Below are 15,408 nucleotides of genomic sequence, written 5' to 3' on the forward strand. Positions count from 1 at the left end.
GGCCGTCGTCTAACCCGGATTTCGGGCGCGGGCTATGGCCCGCGCGCCGCCGAGCTGCGGTGCTCGTCTTGCATTCCACGCCGTCTCCTCAGTTGAGCCGGTCGATCCTGAGCCGGAACAAACCGTCACGCCCGATATTGCCGAGCCGCAGCAGGACGCTCCCGCGGCGGTCGGCGGTTCCGATCAGCGTCGATGCAAGATCTTCGCCCCCATCGTCGTCCTCGCCGACGACGCTCTGGTCGTCCATAATGGCAATGACCGTATCGACGGCTTCGTCGAGGTCGAACGTCGTGATCCGGATACGCTGACCAGGCACCAGGCCGTCAAACCTGACATAGCCTTGCCAGTTCTGGCTCTGGCCCGACTTCTGGGTTTCAACGTCGTAGATCTGCCCGGAGCGGAACGTCACGACTGCCGCCGCGGCCACGCTCGGGGGCGGGCTTAGAGGTTCGGTTTTGATCGTACTCATGCGCAATTCGGGAGCGTCGGCGGGGAGGCGAAACAGCCAATCCTCGGCGTCTCCGGTCTTGCCGTTGCGGATTGTCCAACTTGCGCCCTGATCCAGGACGCGGATTTGTTTCGTCGTCGGGTTGAAGAATGTCACCGGTGCGAGAGGCTCGGTCGCCTTGGCCGCGTCCGCCCTTTCGATCGTCAAGAATTCACGGTCCTGCAGTCTGACGCGACCGAAACGCCCCTCGTGAGCCGGCAGCAGCGTCACGCTCGACCCTCGGCCGGGAGGCAGAGGGATGGCCGCTCCATGCGCACGATCCCAGCCAGCCTGAAGCAACAATGCCGCATGAAAGGCGGCCGCATCGCTAGCCCGCACGCCGATGACCCGAACGGTTCCTTCGGCAAAGCGCTGCAACGCTCGGAAGCCATCATTGCGTTCGATGGCCAGCAGGACCGCGTGAGGCGCGACTGTGTGCATGAAACGAAGGCTGTTGAACCTGGCGGCCAGCGAGCTTGCCAGCCTGACAGGAGGCAGATTCGGTCCGCCGGGGCTTTGCGGCGCGACGAGGCTTCGGGCCAAGCCATCGAGCGCGTCGGGGAGCGCGGGCGTTTCGGCCAGGTCAAGTGCCGCGGCGGCGATTTCGCGGAGCACCGCTTCCCGCATCGGCATCGGCATGGCCTGCAGGCGGTCCGAGAACCAGGCATGGCCGTCGGCGCCGCGCCGGAAAGCCCATTGCGCGGCCGACAGAAACAGCCGCGCGTCGCCGGGGGACAGGCGCATGGGCTCGAGCGCTTCCCATGCCGGACGGACAGGAACGGTCCGCAGAATCATCATCGCCGTGAGTTGGAAAGAGGCCGGCGATGGCACACGCGACATCAGCAGGTCCGCTACCGGCGCGAGGCGAGGCGCGGCAATTTCATCATCGGCCGTGCGGCTGGCAGCGACGGCCCAAAGCAACCCGAGCGTTGCGATATCCTGCTCGTTCCAGCGCGCTGCGTGACGCAACTGATTCCATTCGCGATCGCCATTCTGTGGCCGGATTAGAGCTTGCAAGGCGCAGACATTGACGCGCAGGCGTGCCTCGTTGGACGTATTGTCTGCGGTGCCCGTCGCCTGGCGCAGAGCGGTGCAGGGGGTGTCGAGGGCCACTGGGACGGCCTCCCTGGAACGTAAGCGGCGCAGGCCATCGGGCCGACTGTTGGCCCAGGTCACAAGGTCGGTATTCGCCGGCATGCCGGCCGGCAACGCACGGACCAATGTCGCCTCGCCGCGGAACAGGCCCCCTGAATTGGCGTCGCCGCGTGACACTGCGCCGAGCGCCATCCAGGCGGCCTCGGCCAATGCGGCCTGGCGCGTCTCGTCGGTCACGATCCTGGGCCACAGTTCGCGGAACAGGGCGATCCGGTCGTCGTCCGCGAGCGTTTCCGCGGGCATGGCGGCGACGGCCGTCGCGGCGGGCAGGGCCAGGTCGGGCTCCGCAGCGGTAAACCAGCCGGTCAAGATATTCCGCGCCTGCGGCGTGCCGATACTGCCCAGTGCTCCGGGCACGAGATCGAGCGAGGCTGCCCGGCCCGGCGTCTCGCCGGCGACGAGATTCTCGTGCCATTCGCGCAGGGTCGCGATCCAGGCAGCGCGTCCTGTATCGTCCAGGCTGGCGCCACGCTCAAGGAAGGCCGCGACCGCCAGCGTACTGCGATGCTCCGGCGCGCAGCGCGTGATGCCGCAATACTCGCTCCACAAGGTCAGGACCTTCCTAAGGAGGCCGTCATCGGACGTCTGCTGTCGCGAGAAATTCACTGAATCGAGCGCCCGCAGTGCCGCCTCACGTTCCTCCTTGTCACCGCGCCGATCGAGGATATCCCGCACTACGCGGTTCGCCCTGTCCTGTTCGACCGCCGCCAGGAGCGCCAGAGCGGCGGTGCGCCGCGTGTCGTTGTAGCGGGTCTGCCGGATCGATTGCTCCAGGGCGCCGGTCAGGATGCGTGTCACGTTGCCCTGAGTGGCCATCGCCTTCTCGACATGCCCGGAGAATGTCTCAAGGAACTGGTGGTCGCGTGCGATCTCAACCAGAAAGCTCGTCCGCAACGCGTCGCGGCGCTGCGCCCAGGCCTGTCCGATCTCCCGATTCACGATCTCCTGCAACTGGTCCCGAAAACGCTGTTCCTCGGTCGCCTTGCCGAGAGCGTTTTGCAGCGCCACGCCGTGCTGCCCTTGGAAGGAATCAGTGACCAGCTTGTTGACCTCGCCCCGCAGCGTGTTGGTGCGCACGTCAAGGAGCAGCGCCATGTTCTCGTTGAGCGAAGTCCGCAGCCTGTCCTGAGCGGAGGCGACGCTGGTCGTGACCGTCGTATTCACCAGCTGGCTCAACAAGGCCCATAGGAGCGTCCCGCCCAGCACGATGCCTGGGAGGCCGAACAGCGTAAGCGGGCGCCAGATCTTCTGGCGAGCCTCGACGACCACCTGTTGGGCGAAGCGCTCGGACAGAATCCGCTTGAGTTCGCTGGTCGGAAGCTGGCTGACCAGCGGTTCGACATTGGAGGGGCTGTCGGCCATGAGCGATCTCCGTCTCCGGTTTCGACGACGCGGGGCAGAGCTACGGTGATGATGTCACCGCGCGGATGTGTAGGAACAGGCAGTGCGGGCCGGCGATCGGCATGTCATGCTAGTCTCGGCCTGCACGAGCGGGCATCGCCGCGCGAATGGCGGTGAAATGCCGACCGGAACGATCCGGTCGTGACTGCGCATCATCCGCCGCGGGGCGGCGGCATCGGCGCGGTGCGCCAGTCGAAAAAAAACGACCTGCCGCGGATCGATCGCCGCCGAGGCGAAATCGCCGGCGCGCACGCTCGAGCGTCGAAGCACGTCATTATTGGCATAGTTGTATGTTCTTGAAAATACATCTCAAGGATTGAATGGGCGGATTCCGAATTTGTCGGACGACCGGACACGAGATTGTTCCGGACCTCCGGATCGGGCATTTCCCGAAGGCCGCGAACGCGCCAATTGACAGCGTGGTTGTGTCAACATCAAATTCGGCAACCAAGAGTTATCGGCAGTGTAGGCGACCGTCCCTGCGGGGCGGTGGTCTGGCGTCGATCTATCGGGCGGGGCGAAGCATGGCGAATTCGGCCGGTGGTCCGCGATTCCTGGTGAAGGCCAAGCCCGGCGCGCCGGGCGCCGTCATGGCGATCGGCCGTGCGTCACTGCGCTTTTCGGCCCGGCCGCTCTTCGACAGTATTGGCACGAGCGACGCCTTCGGCATGGCGCCGGCAACGGCCTGGCAGGTGCTCACCGCCGCCGAGGAGGTCGATCTCAATCCGTGGGATGCCTGCCACCGCCTGTTGAGCCAGGGCCTCGGCGTGGCTGGTGGAGAAGGCGTGGTCTTCGCCGAACCCGATATTGCTCAGCAATGGTTGCGTGGCGCCGAGAAGGCCGAGGCTTTCCGGCTCGCCTCCGGTTGCGACGCGGCTGATGCTCAGAAGCCGGATTTCCCCACCGACCCGGATCCGTTCTGGATCCGCGACGGCGCGCATGGCCAGTTCGACGGGGCCAATGACAAGGTGGGCGCGCCCAAGCCGGCCCAGCGGGTGCGCATCGCCCATCTCGATACCGGCTACGATCCGCTGCACCACGCGCTGCCGCGCTGGCTCAATCGCGACCTGCAACGCAATTTCGTTGACGCCGAGCGGCCGAACGACGCCAGCGAGGTCAGCTTCGGCGCCTTGTCCAATCCCGGCCACGGCACCGGCACGCTCGGCATCCTGGCGGGCGCGACGCCGGGCGCCCGGCGTCCGCTCGGCTGTGCGCCCGAGGCCGAAGTGGTGCCGCTGCGCGTCGCCGACGGCGTCGTGCTGTTTTACAGCAGCGCGATCGCCCGCGCGCTGGATTATGTTCATGGCCTGTCGCGCAAGCCGGCGACGCGCGTCGATATCGTCACCATGAGCATGGGCGGCCTCGCGTCGCAGGCCTGGGCCGAAGCGGTCAACGCGCTCTATGAGCAGGGCGTGTTCATCGTCACCGCGGCGGGCAACAATTACGCCAACCTGCCGACGCGCCACATCGTCTATCCCGCGCGCTTCAACCGGGTGGTGGCGGCTTGCGGCATCATGGCCAACCACCGGGCCTATGCCGATCTGGCGCCGAATCAGATGGCCGGCAATTACGGTCCGGACAGCAAGATGGCGACGGCGGTCGCGGCCTATACGCCGAACACACCCTGGGCGCGCATGGGCTGCCCGGCGATCGTCGACCTCGACGGTGCCGGCACCTCCTCGGCGACCCCACAGGTCGCCGCCGCCGCCGCGCTCTGGCTGCAGGCGAACCGCGCGGCGGTCGCGGCCTATCCCGAGGGCTGGATGCGGGTCGAGGCGATCAGGCAGGCGCTGTTCGCCTCGGCATCGGGCAAGGCCAATGACGGCCGTCGCCTCGGCCGCGGCGAGCTGCGCGCGCTGGCAGCCCTCGGCATCGCGCCGCCGAAGGCCGGCACGCTGGCCAGACAGCCGGCCGACAGCGCCCGGTTCCCGTTCCTGGATACGCTGCTGGGGACCGATTTCGGCATCGCGTCGGATGCCGAGCGGCGCATGCTGGAGCTGGAAGCGCTGCAATTGTCTCAGGCGGCCGACGTCGAGGCGGTCTTGCCCGACGCGGCCGTGCCGCCGGACCAATTGACCGTTCGCGATCGCCGCAATCTCGCCGATGCGCTGATCGCTCGCCCCGGCATTTCGGCGAAGCTCAGCCAGGCGCTGGAGGCGGCCGGCCCTGCCACGCGATCCTCGATCGCGGTCTCGGCGCCGCCGAGCAAGATCACCACCTATCAGCTCGACCGGGCGATGGATCCGCCGGTGCCGGTGCCCAACCGGCGCCGGCTCAAGGTCTTCGCCCTCGACCCCTCGCTCGGCACGACCATCAGCACCGCCGCGATCAACGAGGCCGTGCTCGACATCCGCTGGGAGGACAAGTTGAAGCCGGGACCGGTCGGCGATTATGTCGAGGTGATCGACATTGATCCGTCGAGCCGCGCGGCCTATGCGCCGGTCGACCTCAACCATCCGCATCTCCTGCCCAGCGATGGTTTGCAGCCCTCCGAGTCCAATCCGCAATTCCACCAGCAGATGGTCTATGCGGTGGCCATGCGAACCATCGAGTTCTTCGAACAGGCGCTCGGCCGCACCGCGCTTTGGGCGCCGCGCCGAAGCCGCGATCCCGACGGCCGGCCGCGCGACGTCTATGTTCAGCGGCTCAGGATCTATCCCCACGCGATCCGCGCCGCCAACGCCTTCTACAGTCCTGATCGCAAGGCCCTGCTGCTCGGCTATTTCGCCGCCGACAGCAAGGCGGTGGGGCTGGGGCTTCCTGGCGGCATGACCTTCGGCGCGCTGTCGCATGACGTCATTGCCCATGAGACGACCCATGCGCTGCTCGACGGCTTGCATCGGCGCTTCCGTGAGCCGACCAACCCCGATGTGCTCGCCTTCCATGAAGCCTTTGCTGATATCGTCGCCCTGTTCCAGCATTTCGCGATGCCGGAGGCCTTGCGCGACGCGATCCGGACGACGCGCGGCGATCTTGGCAAGGAAAACCTGCTCGGCAAGCTCGCGGTCGAGTTCGGCCAGGCCTCCGGCGGCGGCTATGATTCCCTGCGCGACGCCATTGGCCACCTGGACAAGATCACCGGCAAATGGACGCCGGCGGAACCTCAGCGCAGCGATTATGACCCGGACAAGGAGGCCCATGCGCTCGGCTCCGTCCTGGTTTCGGCGGTCTTCGCCGCCTTTCTGGCGATCTACCGGGCACGGACCCGCGATCTCATTCGCCTTGCCACCAATGGCAGCGGCGTGCTGCCCGAGGGCGACCTGCCGGAAGCGCTGGCCGGACGCCTGGCCGAGGAGGCGAGCAAGGTCTCGCGCCAGGTGCTGAACATGGCGATCCGGGCGCTCGACTATTGTCCGCCAGTCGACATTACCTTCGGCGACTACCTGCGTGCGCTGATCACCGCCGACCGCGATCTCGTGCCCGACGACCCGCGCGGCTATCGCGCGGCCTTCGTCGCCGCCTTCCGCGACCGTGGGATCTATCCGACCGGGGTCCGCCACCTGTCTCCCGGCAGCCTGGTCTGGGAGCCGCCGCCTTTGCCTCTGGCCAATCTCACGACGGTGCTGAAGCAGATGCGGCTGACCTGGAATCTTTCGGGCGATCGTCAGGAGGCCTTCGACACGGCACGCGTCAATGCGGCGATCTTTCATTCCTGGCTGACATCCGAACGTCAGGTCTCGGATGATGAGATCACAGCTCTCGGGCTCCGGCGCAAATCCGACGGCAAAGGCAACCTGGCCAAGGGGGAGATCGGCGGGGTCGCGGGGGAATTCGGTGGCATCGAGGTCCATTCGGTCCGGCCGGCCCGTCGGATCGGACCCGATGGCCAGAGCCGGACCGACCTGGTGGTCGAGATCACCCAGACATTCCGGGCCACGGCCGATACCGGGCTGATCTATCGCGGTGGCTGCACGCTGCTGATCGATCTCGAGGTCGGCGAGGTGCGCTATTTCATCCGCAAGCGGGTCGACAGCCAGACCACGGCCAAGCGCCAGACCCAGTACCGCCAGGCGCTCGCCGATGGCGAGACCGATACCTATTCCTATCGAGCGGGGGCATCGCGTGAGCCTTTCGCGATGTTGCATCGGCATCGTTAGAGGGCGACATGGCACGCAAACCGAAGGCTGCGAAGGGCCGTCCGGCGAAGGGCGCCGGCAAACCGGCGAAGCCCGGCAGCGGCAAGCCGGCGCGCGCCGCCGGACGCGCCAGGATCAGGATGTACCGGCAGGGGCTGGGCGATTGCTTCCTGGTGTCGCTGATCCGCGCGAACGGCGAGCCCTATCGCATCATGATCGATTGCGGGGTCATTCTCGGCACGCCGGACGCGCCGGGCATGATGACCAGGGTGATCGAGAATATCGTCGAGGAGAGTGACGGCACGATCGATCTCCTGTTGGCGACCCACCAGCATTGGGATCATCTGTCGGGCTTCATCCAGGCTCCGGATTCCCTGAAGAAGCTGACGTTCAAGGAGGTTTGGCTGGCCTGGACCGAAGATCCCCAGGATCAGCTCGCCCGCCAGTTGGCGGGCGAACGCGACGCGGCGCTCAGAAGCCTCCGACTATCCGCCGGAGCGATGCGCGCGACCGGCGGCGGTGACGAAGCCGACGCGGTCGACGCGCTGATCGGCTTTTTTGGCGCGGCCGGCGGCGCCTCCACCGAGGATGCCTTGAACATCGTGAAAGGGCTCGCACCGGTGCGATATTGCCGGCCGTCCGATCCACCGGTTCATCTCGCCGACCCGGACGTCAGGCTCTATGTTCTCGGGCCGCCGCACGATGCCAAGCTGATCCGCAAGACCTTGCCGTCGACCCGCGATCCCGAGACCTACGGGATCGGCGCCAATGCACTCGGTGCCAATGTGCTGTCGGCGCTGGACGGAGCGGATGACGCCGCGCCCTTCGGCCCGAACCGGGCCATCCCGTTCGAGATCGCCCGCGGCATGGATTTCTTCCGCGGGCACTACTGGGGGCCGGGGGAGGCCGCTCCCGACTGGCGCCGTATCGACACGGCCTGGCTCGACGGCGCTTCCGAACTGGCCCTGGCGCTCGACAGCGCCACCAACAATACCAGCCTGGTGCTGGCGATCGAATTTGCCGATGGCGACGTCCTGCTGTTCGTCGCGGATGCCCAGGTCGGCAATTGGCTGTCCTGGGAAACGCTCGACTGGACCGTCGAAGGCCGCAAGGTGTCAGCCTGGGATTTGCTGCGCCGCGCCATTTTCTACAAGGTCGGCCACCACGGCAGTCACAACGCCACCTTGAGCACCAAAGGGCTCGACCTGATGGCGCGGCTGAGATTTGCCGCGATCCCGGTCGATCACGCCATGGCGGTGAAGAAGCGCTGGGGCAAGATGCCTTTGCCGGCACTGGTCGAGGCGCTGAACGCCAAGGCGAGCGACTGCGTCCTGCGCAGCGATGAAACGCCGGTGTCGGCGTTGGCCAATGTGGCGGTCGACGATCTCTATTTCGAGATTTCCATCTGAACCGGCATGTCGCGCATGCGACGGGGCGGAATGGCGAGCTCCCGGACGGTTTCCCGCCGGGAGCCCTCATCATCAGTCGGCCTGTAAGCCGGGTTTTGTGGGGCGGGATTGCTCCCGCGCGACGGCCATTCCTCTAGGACGTCCATTGCTGGACGCCTCTGGCAACCTACCCGGACGACGACGCGGATCCACGCCTTGGAGTTCCCCGGTGGGGCACCCCATGCCGTCCCTATTCGGTTTTGCTCCCGGTGGGGTTTACCTTGCCGCTTCCGTTGCCGGTCGCGCGGTGGGCTCTTACCCCACCGTTTCACCCTTGCCGGAGCACGCTCCGGCGGTCTGTTCTCTGTGGCACTGTCCCTGGGGTCGCCCCCGCCGGATGTTATCCGGCACCGTGTTTCCGTGGAGCCCGGACTTTCCTCCCCCGCGCCCTTTCGGGTGATGCGGCGGCGGCCGTCCGGCCGGCTGATGGCTCCCGTTTGCGTCAGCGCACGGGGGGTGTCAAGCGCGCACGCCGCGGCTGCCGCCGTTTCAGCGCTCTTGCGGTGGATGGCCGGCCGGCGCGCCGCTGATCGTCTCGGCCGAGGTGGCGGCGACCGGATCGCTGGCTGGAAATGTGTTTTCCAGCGCCAGGCTGAGGTCGGCATCTTCGGTCGGGTCGGCCTGCTTGCGCGGCATCACCGGACCGGGGCCGGCGATCGCCTGTTCGAATTCGCGGGTGCCCTCGGCTTGCAGGTCCTGGGCCTTCTTCGTTTCGGGATCCATGAACGGTGCCTCCGTCGACAGCGACAATCCAGCATGTGGGGACGGCGAGGCTGCGACGCCAGTTTCGCTCCGCCTGGAGACAGGGTCGCGGCTCTGCTAGACATCGCAGGCCACAGCGCCCGCTCCGCTGCCCCAGATTCGTGGTGTCCTCATGCCGTCGCCGCTGCTCGCGCCCCTGTTCGGTTCCGCCGCCATGGAGGCGCTGTTCTCCGATGCCGGCACGATCGCGGCGATGCTGCGCTTCGAGGCGGCACTGGCGGCCGCAGAAGCCGAGGCCGGGGTCGTCCCGACGGCGGCGGCCGGGACGATCGCGGCGGTTTGCGCCGGTGCTCCGATCGATCCCGCGGCTCTGGCGGTGGCGGCCGGCATTGCCGGCAATACCGCCATTCCCCTGGTCAAGATGCTCACCGCCAAGGTCGCGGCCGTCGATGCCGAAGCGGCCAAATGGGTTCACTACGGCGCGACCAGCCAGGACGCGATGGATAGCGGACTGGCGCTGCAGCTGCGGTCGGCCTTCGACATTCTCGATGTGGACCTTGCCCGCGCGGCCAAGGCCGCCGCCCGGCTGGCGCGGATCTATCGCGACACGCCGATGGCCGGGCGCACCTGGCTGCAACAGGCCTTGCCGATCACCTTCGGGCTGAAAATGGCAGGTGTCCTGGATGCCCTGATGCGCCATCGGCAGCGCATCGCCGAAGCCCGCCCGCGCGTTCTCGCGCTGCAGTTCGGCGGCGCGGCGGGCACGCTGGCGTCCCTCGGCGACAAGGGACCCGAGGTGGCCGATCGCCTGGCCACGGGGCTCGGGCTCGCCTTCGCCGACACGCCCTGGCATGGCCATCGCGATCGCATCCTGGAGGCGGCGGCTCTGTTCGCCGGCATCACGGCCTCCTGCGGCAAGTTCGCGCGCGATGTCGCCTTGATGATGCAGACCGAGGTCGGCGAGGTCATGGAACCGCTCGCGCCCGGTCGCGGCGGCTCCTCGACCATGCCGCACAAGCGCAACCCCATGCTCTCGGCCACCATTCTGGGCGCGGCCCAGCTGGCGCCACCCTTGCTGGCGGCGGTCGCCGGCGGCGGTGCCGGCGAGCATGAGCGCTTCACCGGCGGCTGGCAGGCCGAATGGGTGGCTCTGCCGGAACTCGCGCGCCTGACCGGCGGCGCCCTTGGCCGGGCGGCCGAACTGCTGGAAGGGCTGGAGGTAAGGCCCGAGCGCATGCGCGCCAATCTCGGCCTGACCAACGGATTGCTCATGGCTGAAGCGGTGCAGATGGCGCTGGCGCCGGCACTCGGCCGGCTCGCCGCTCACGACCGCATCGAGGCGGCTTGCCGCAAGGCGGTGGACGAGGGCAGGGCGCTCATCGATGTCCTGGCCGAGGATCCGTTGATTTCGGGCGAAGCCTCGCGTGACGCGCTGGCGGGCTTGCTCGACCCCGCCCATTATCTGGGCGCGGCCGGCGAATTCGTCGATCGGGTGCTGGTGCGCTACGCCGGGATGTGAGCCGCCCAGCGCGTCGTGGCCGGCCTCGTGCCGGCCATCAACGCATTCCCTTGACCGCCCAGGACATGCATGGCTCGTGGCGAGCACGGCCATGGCGGCGTGACGCGATGCCTTGGGATCGTCGTCGCCTCAGCCGCCGTAGAGGCCCTTATACGCATCGCGCAGCAGGTTCTTCTGCACCTTGCCCATGGTGTTGCGCGGCAGGTCGTCGACCACGATGACGCGCTTCGGCAGCTTGTAGCGGGCGAGCCGCTGCTCCAGCGTCTTGATGATCGTCGCCTCGTCGAGGCTGGCGCCCTTTTCGGCCACCACGACCGCCGTCACGCCTTCGCCGAAATCGGGATGCGGCACGCCGATGACCGCGCTTTCGACCACGCCGGCCATGCCGTCGATCTCTGTCTCGACCTCTTTCGGATAGACGTTGTAGCCGCCCGAAATGACGAGGTCCTTGCCGCGGCCGACAATGTGGACGTAACCCCGATCATCGATCTTGCCGAGATCGCCGGTGATGAAGAAGCCGTCCTGGCGGAATTCCGCCGCGGTCTTCTCCGGCATGCGCCAATAGCCGGAGAACACGTTCGGGCCCTTGACCTCGATGACCCCGATCTCGCCCTGCGGGATGGCGGCGCCCGTCTCGGGATCGGTGACCCGCAGGGCGACGCCCGGCAACGGGAAGCCGACCGTGCCGGCGACCCGGTCGCCGTCATAGGGGTTCGAGGTGTTCATATTGGTTTCGGTCATGCCGTAGCGCTCGAGGATCGAGACGCCGGTCTTCTCGCGGAACAGCTTGTGGGTCTCGGCGAGCAGCGGTGCCGATCCCGAAATGAACAGCCGCATATGCTTGGTCGCCTCGCGGGTCAGGCGATGGTCCTGCACCAGGCGGACATAGAAGGTCGGCACGCCCATCATGGTGGTGGCGCGCGGCATCAGCGCGAACACCTTGTCGGCGTCGAATTTCGGCAGGAACAGCATGCTCGCGCCGGCCACCAGGATGGTGTTGGTGGCGACGAATAGCCCATGGGTGTGGAAGATCGGCAGGGCATGCAGCAGCACGTCGTCGGCGCTGAAGCGCCAGTAATCCTTCAGCGTCAGGGCGTTGGAGGCGAGGTTGTCATGGCTGAGCATGGCACCCTTGGACCGCCCGGTCGTGCCTGACGTGTAGAGGATGGCGGCAAGGTCGTCCGGGCCGCGAGCGACGTCGGTGAAGGCTTCCGAGGCCGTGGCTGCCTTGTCGAACAGGCTGCCGTCCTGGCCCTTGCCCAGCGTCTCGACCGCCGGAACGCCCGTCTTCTTTGCGACTTCGGCTATGCCGTCGCGTCGCGTAGGGTCACAGACGACGAGCGCGGGTTCCGCATCGCCCAGGAAATATTCGATCTCGGTCAGCGTATAGGCGGTGTTGAGCGGCAGGAACACCGCGCCTGCCCGCACGCAGGCGAGATAGAGGAAGATCGCGCCGGCCGACTTCTCGACCTGGACCGCGACCCTGTCGCCGGGTTTCACACCGAGCCCCACCAGCACGTTGGCGTAGCGCGCCGTACCGGTCAGCAGGTTGTCGTAGCTGAGTTTCAGCCCGGTTTCGGTCTCGATGAAGGTCTTGGTCAGGTCCGTCGCATTGGCGCGGACGAGGTCGAACAGGTGATTGGCCATGGCGATCTGAGCGAGGGTGCGTGGGAAGGGCCGGACCATGCCGCATTAGAGCTGCGAGGTCGAGAGCGGGCTCACGCAGTCCTGGCGAGCGGTTCGGCCAGTTGGGCGGCGCGGATGGTCACGCGCACCTGCGTGCCGATGCCGGGCTTGGAGCGGATCGTGAAGGTTCCGCCGTGCAGGTCGACCAGTTTCTTGACGAGGGCCAGGCCGAGGCCGGCCGGCTCCTCGCCCGCGCCATAGATCCGCTCGGCGAGAGGGTCGAGGGCGGCGGCGATCTCGCCCGGGCTGACGCCGCCGCCGGAATCGACCACATCCAGGATCAATTGGTCGTCCCTGCCGCGTTGTGCCGACAGGCTGACCAATCCACCGGTCAAGGTCGTCTCGATGGCGTTGCCGATCAGTTCGCCCATGATCCGGCGCAGCGCCGTGCCGCTCGCCGCCATGCCGATGATGTCCGGCCCCCAGACCACGCGCAGCTTCAGGCCCTTGGCGGCGGCGCGCGGCCGGTAGAGCAGATTGATCTCGGCGATCAGTTTCTCGACCGCCACCCGGTCGGCGACCGGAGGCGTCTCGAAGGTCGAGACCTGGGCATAATCGATGACATCGGCGAGGCGGCGGGCGAGCCGTGCCGTTTCCTCCCGGGCTGCCTCGATCAAGGCGTCGATATCGGCGGGCTCGCGCGTCGTCTCGGCGCGCTTGGCCAGGCCATGCAAGCGCTCGATCGGTGCCCGGAAGGTGCGGCCGACCAGCTTGACGATGCCGATGCGCAGGGTCTTCAGGCCCTGCACCGTCACCAGCGATCGGGTCAATTGATCGGTCAGCAACGCCACTTCGCGCGTCGCCTCCTCCAGTTTCTCGTCACGGAAGGCGAGATCGGCCTGCAGCTTGGCATGGGCGGCGCTGGTCTCGCCGATGATCGCCTCGGCATCATCGAGCTGGGCCTTCACGCCGGTGACCTGGGCCCGGAAGATGTCGATGGCGCGGTTATATTCGCGCGCCACCTGGCCGATTTCGCTGTCGGCATCGGCGTCGAGATAGGCAAAGCTGCTGGAGTGACGGTTCACGGCGTTCATCTGGCCGACCAGCAAGGCGACATCGGTGGTCATGCCATGCTCGGCGACGTTGAGGCCGATGCGCTCCTGGTCGGCGTCGACTCGCAATTTGAGAATGGCCCGACCCCCGATCAAGGCCAGCGCCATGACGCCCCAGGCAAAGCCGGCGATCGCCATGACCCCCAATGTCTGGGCCGCCAGTTGCGTGAACGGTGCCTGCGCGTTGGTCGCGGCCAGCGCCAGCGTGCCGAGCGTCCCGCCGAACAGGTGCACCGAGGCCATGCCGAGGGCGTCGTCGATCCGCGCCGCCTCGATCAAGCGGGCGCCGATCAGGGCCGCGACGGCCCCGGCGGCGCCGACCGCGATGGCGCCGAGCGGGCTGAACAGTTGCGGACCGGCGCTGGCGGCGATCACGCCGGCGAGGGCGGCCTGCACCAGGTGGATGATGGTGACGTCGGCCGGGCGAAGCTGGGTCAAGAGAAAGGTGATGGTGATCCCGGCGGCGCCGGCCAGCACCAGATTGAGCACGACCGGGGCAAGCGGCACACCGGCCGCCATGGCCTGGCCCGCGGCGATCCCGAACCAGCCGAGCCAGAGCAGGAGGACACCGAGCGCGGCGAAGGGAAAACTCTGGCTTTGAATGACGGGGAAACGTTTGAGCCCGCCGAACCGGCCGCTGCGCGGCCCGACGGCGCGGGCCGCGGCGAGCGCTGCTGCCGCGGCGGCGACATGGATCACCGTGCCGCCGGCGAGATCGATGAAGCCGATCGCCTTCAGCCAGCCGGCGCCATTGGCCGCGCTCGCCCAGGCCCAGTGGACGACGGGCGGCAGGATCGTCGCGGTGAAGATCGCCACCACCAGGGCATAGCCGCGCAATGTCGCGCGTTCGGCCAGCGGGCCGGACAGGATGGTGGCGGCGCCCGCGGCCAGCGCGATATGGAACAGCAGGATCGGGCCGACCGTCTCGGCATCCGGCATGAACGGGCCCTGGCCGATCAGGCGATGGCCGTCGCCGGTCGCCATCAGGCCTTCGCCGAAGGCCCAGATGATGAGAACGCTGAGGCCGGCCTGGACCAGAGCCTTGGCGGCCGCGTTGACGCTGTGCTTGGCGCGGACCAGGCCGCTTTCGAGCGTCACCTGGCCGGCGAGGACCAGGAAGGCGCAGAGCGTCGCGGCGACGAGCCAGGCGTCGTTGGCATGCTGAACGTCCATCGAGCTGTCCAATCAGCCAAGGCGGTGCGCGTGACGGCGATCTTGGATTGCCGTGGTTAATGTCGCGTTAGCCATAGCGAGGCCGAAACCGTCGGGGCCCTTGCGCTCAGGCGCCCGGCGCGAACCGTCCGCGTTCCCGGTCGCGCCATTCCCGCGGCCGGATGAACTGGCCGGCCCAGAGCCCCTTGCGTTCAGCCCGGGCGCCGGCCTCTTCCTGCAGGTAGGAGCCGTAGGCGACCGCGTGGCCGCTCGCCACCAGGGCGCGGCCGAGATCGACGCCGTCGACCCGGCACAGGGCGACGGTGCGGCCGTAACGATCGATGTCGCGCCGTTCGCAGGTGACGACCTGGCCGGCGATCAGCGCGATCAACTGGCGCGCCGCCTCGCGTCCGCACAGCACCTCCCGGCCGTCCCGGGTACAGCGCTGGAACAGTTCCGGCGCGTCGATGCCGTAGATGCGCACCTCGGTGCCGGCGACCATCAGGCTGTCGCCGTCGATGATGCGGGCGTGTCCGCTGACGATGGCACGCGCCGGGACGTTCCTGAGCGCATAGGCGCCGGCGCCGGCCGCGATGACGAAGGCGGCGAGGGCGAAGGTCGTGAACGCCCGGTTTCGGGGCGGTCTGCGGTAGCTCCTCCAGCGTGTCATGGCAGTCCATCAATGGATCCAGGACACCCCTTTCACCTTTCGTTCACCATGCCTCTCGAC

At 67.6% G+C, this 15,408-nt stretch carries 8 protein-coding genes and 1 other RNA gene; 3 read left to right on the forward strand and 6 right to left on the reverse strand.

From position 1 onward, the window contains the following. Positions 1–88: 88 nt before the first annotated feature. Positions 89–3,004 (reverse strand): hypothetical protein, encoded by a 2,916-nt coding sequence (locus tag AC07WJ_RS30155; protein ID WP_494938409.1) that lies wholly within the window; start codon positions 3,002–3,004, stop codon positions 89–91. Positions 3,005–3,363: 359 nt separating this feature from the next. Here AC07WJ_RS30155 and AC07WJ_RS30160 point away from each other — a divergent pair, with 359 nt between their 5' ends. Both AC07WJ_RS30160 and AC07WJ_RS30165 read left to right on the forward strand, forming a co-directional pair. Further along, positions 3,364–7,140, forward strand: a complete 3,777-nt coding sequence (locus tag AC07WJ_RS30160) for a S8 family serine peptidase (RefSeq protein ID WP_494938410.1) — start codon at positions 3,364–3,366, stop codon at positions 7,138–7,140. Positions 7,141–7,148: 8 nt separating this feature from the next. Continuing rightward, positions 7,149–8,528 carry a ComEC/Rec2 family competence protein gene (locus tag AC07WJ_RS30165; RefSeq protein WP_494938411.1) on the forward strand — a complete coding sequence of 460 codons (1,380 nt, stop codon included), beginning with the start codon at positions 7,149–7,151 and terminating at the stop codon, positions 8,526–8,528. A 68-nt stretch (positions 8,529–8,596) separates the two neighbouring features. Here AC07WJ_RS30165 and rnpB read toward each other — a convergent pair. Both rnpB and AC07WJ_RS30175 read right to left on the reverse strand, forming a co-directional pair. Further along, positions 8,597–8,994, reverse strand: an RNA gene (rnpB, locus tag AC07WJ_RS30170) — RNase P RNA component class A. Positions 8,995–9,056: 62 nt separating this feature from the next. Continuing rightward, positions 9,057–9,290 carry a hypothetical protein gene (locus AC07WJ_RS30175; protein ID WP_494938412.1) on the reverse strand — a complete coding sequence of 78 codons (234 nt, stop codon included), beginning with the start codon at positions 9,288–9,290 and terminating at the stop codon, positions 9,057–9,059. Positions 9,291–9,441: 151 nt separating this feature from the next. Between AC07WJ_RS30175 and AC07WJ_RS30180 the strand changes: the two genes are divergently transcribed. After that, complete coding sequence (locus AC07WJ_RS30180; RefSeq protein WP_494938413.1) at positions 9,442–10,788, forward strand: 3-carboxy-cis,cis-muconate cycloisomerase; 1,347 nt, start codon at positions 9,442–9,444, stop codon at positions 10,786–10,788. 129 nt (positions 10,789–10,917) lie between these two features. Here AC07WJ_RS30180 and AC07WJ_RS30185 read toward each other — a convergent pair whose 3' ends face one another. From AC07WJ_RS30185 to AC07WJ_RS30195, 3 genes are all read right to left on the reverse strand, one after another. Further along, complete coding sequence (locus tag AC07WJ_RS30185) at positions 10,918–12,435, reverse strand: malonate--CoA ligase (protein WP_494938494.1); 1,518 nt, start codon at positions 12,433–12,435, stop codon at positions 10,918–10,920. Between the two features lie 71 nt (positions 12,436–12,506). Then, positions 12,507–14,699 carry an ATP-binding protein gene (locus tag AC07WJ_RS30190; protein WP_494938414.1) on the reverse strand — a complete coding sequence of 731 codons (2,193 nt, stop codon included), beginning with the start codon at positions 14,697–14,699 and terminating at the stop codon, positions 12,507–12,509. 106 nt (positions 14,700–14,805) lie between these two features. After that, the gene (locus AC07WJ_RS30195; RefSeq protein WP_494938415.1) at positions 14,806–15,348 is read right to left on the reverse strand and encodes a thermonuclease family protein; all 543 of its coding nucleotides are present in this window, start codon (positions 15,346–15,348) and stop codon (positions 14,806–14,808) included. Positions 15,349–15,408: the final 60 nt, after the last annotated feature.

Source organism: Phreatobacter sp. GW821-FHT04C01, assembly GCF_059420385.1.

Coding starts and splice junctions, on each gene's coding strand:
- AC07WJ_RS30155 (WP_494938409.1), bottom strand. CDS start 3,004: ATGGCCGACAGCCCCTCCAATGTCGAACCGCTGGTCAGCCAGCTTCCG.
- AC07WJ_RS30160 (WP_494938410.1), top strand. CDS start 3,364: ATGGGCGGATTCCGAATTTGTCGGACGACCGGACACGAGATTGTTCCG.
- AC07WJ_RS30165 (WP_494938411.1), top strand. CDS start 7,149: ATGGCACGCAAACCGAAGGCTGCGAAGGGCCGTCCGGCGAAGGGCGCC.
- AC07WJ_RS30175 (WP_494938412.1), bottom strand. CDS start 9,290: ATGGATCCCGAAACGAAGAAGGCCCAGGACCTGCAAGCCGAGGGCACC.
- AC07WJ_RS30180 (WP_494938413.1), top strand. CDS start 9,442: ATGCCGTCGCCGCTGCTCGCGCCCCTGTTCGGTTCCGCCGCCATGGAG.
- AC07WJ_RS30185 (WP_494938494.1), bottom strand. CDS start 12,435: ATGGCCAATCACCTGTTCGACCTCGTCCGCGCCAATGCGACGGACCTG.
- AC07WJ_RS30190 (WP_494938414.1), bottom strand. CDS start 14,699: ATGGACGTTCAGCATGCCAACGACGCCTGGCTCGTCGCCGCGACGCTC.
- AC07WJ_RS30195 (WP_494938415.1), bottom strand. CDS start 15,348: ATGACACGCTGGAGGAGCTACCGCAGACCGCCCCGAAACCGGGCGTTC.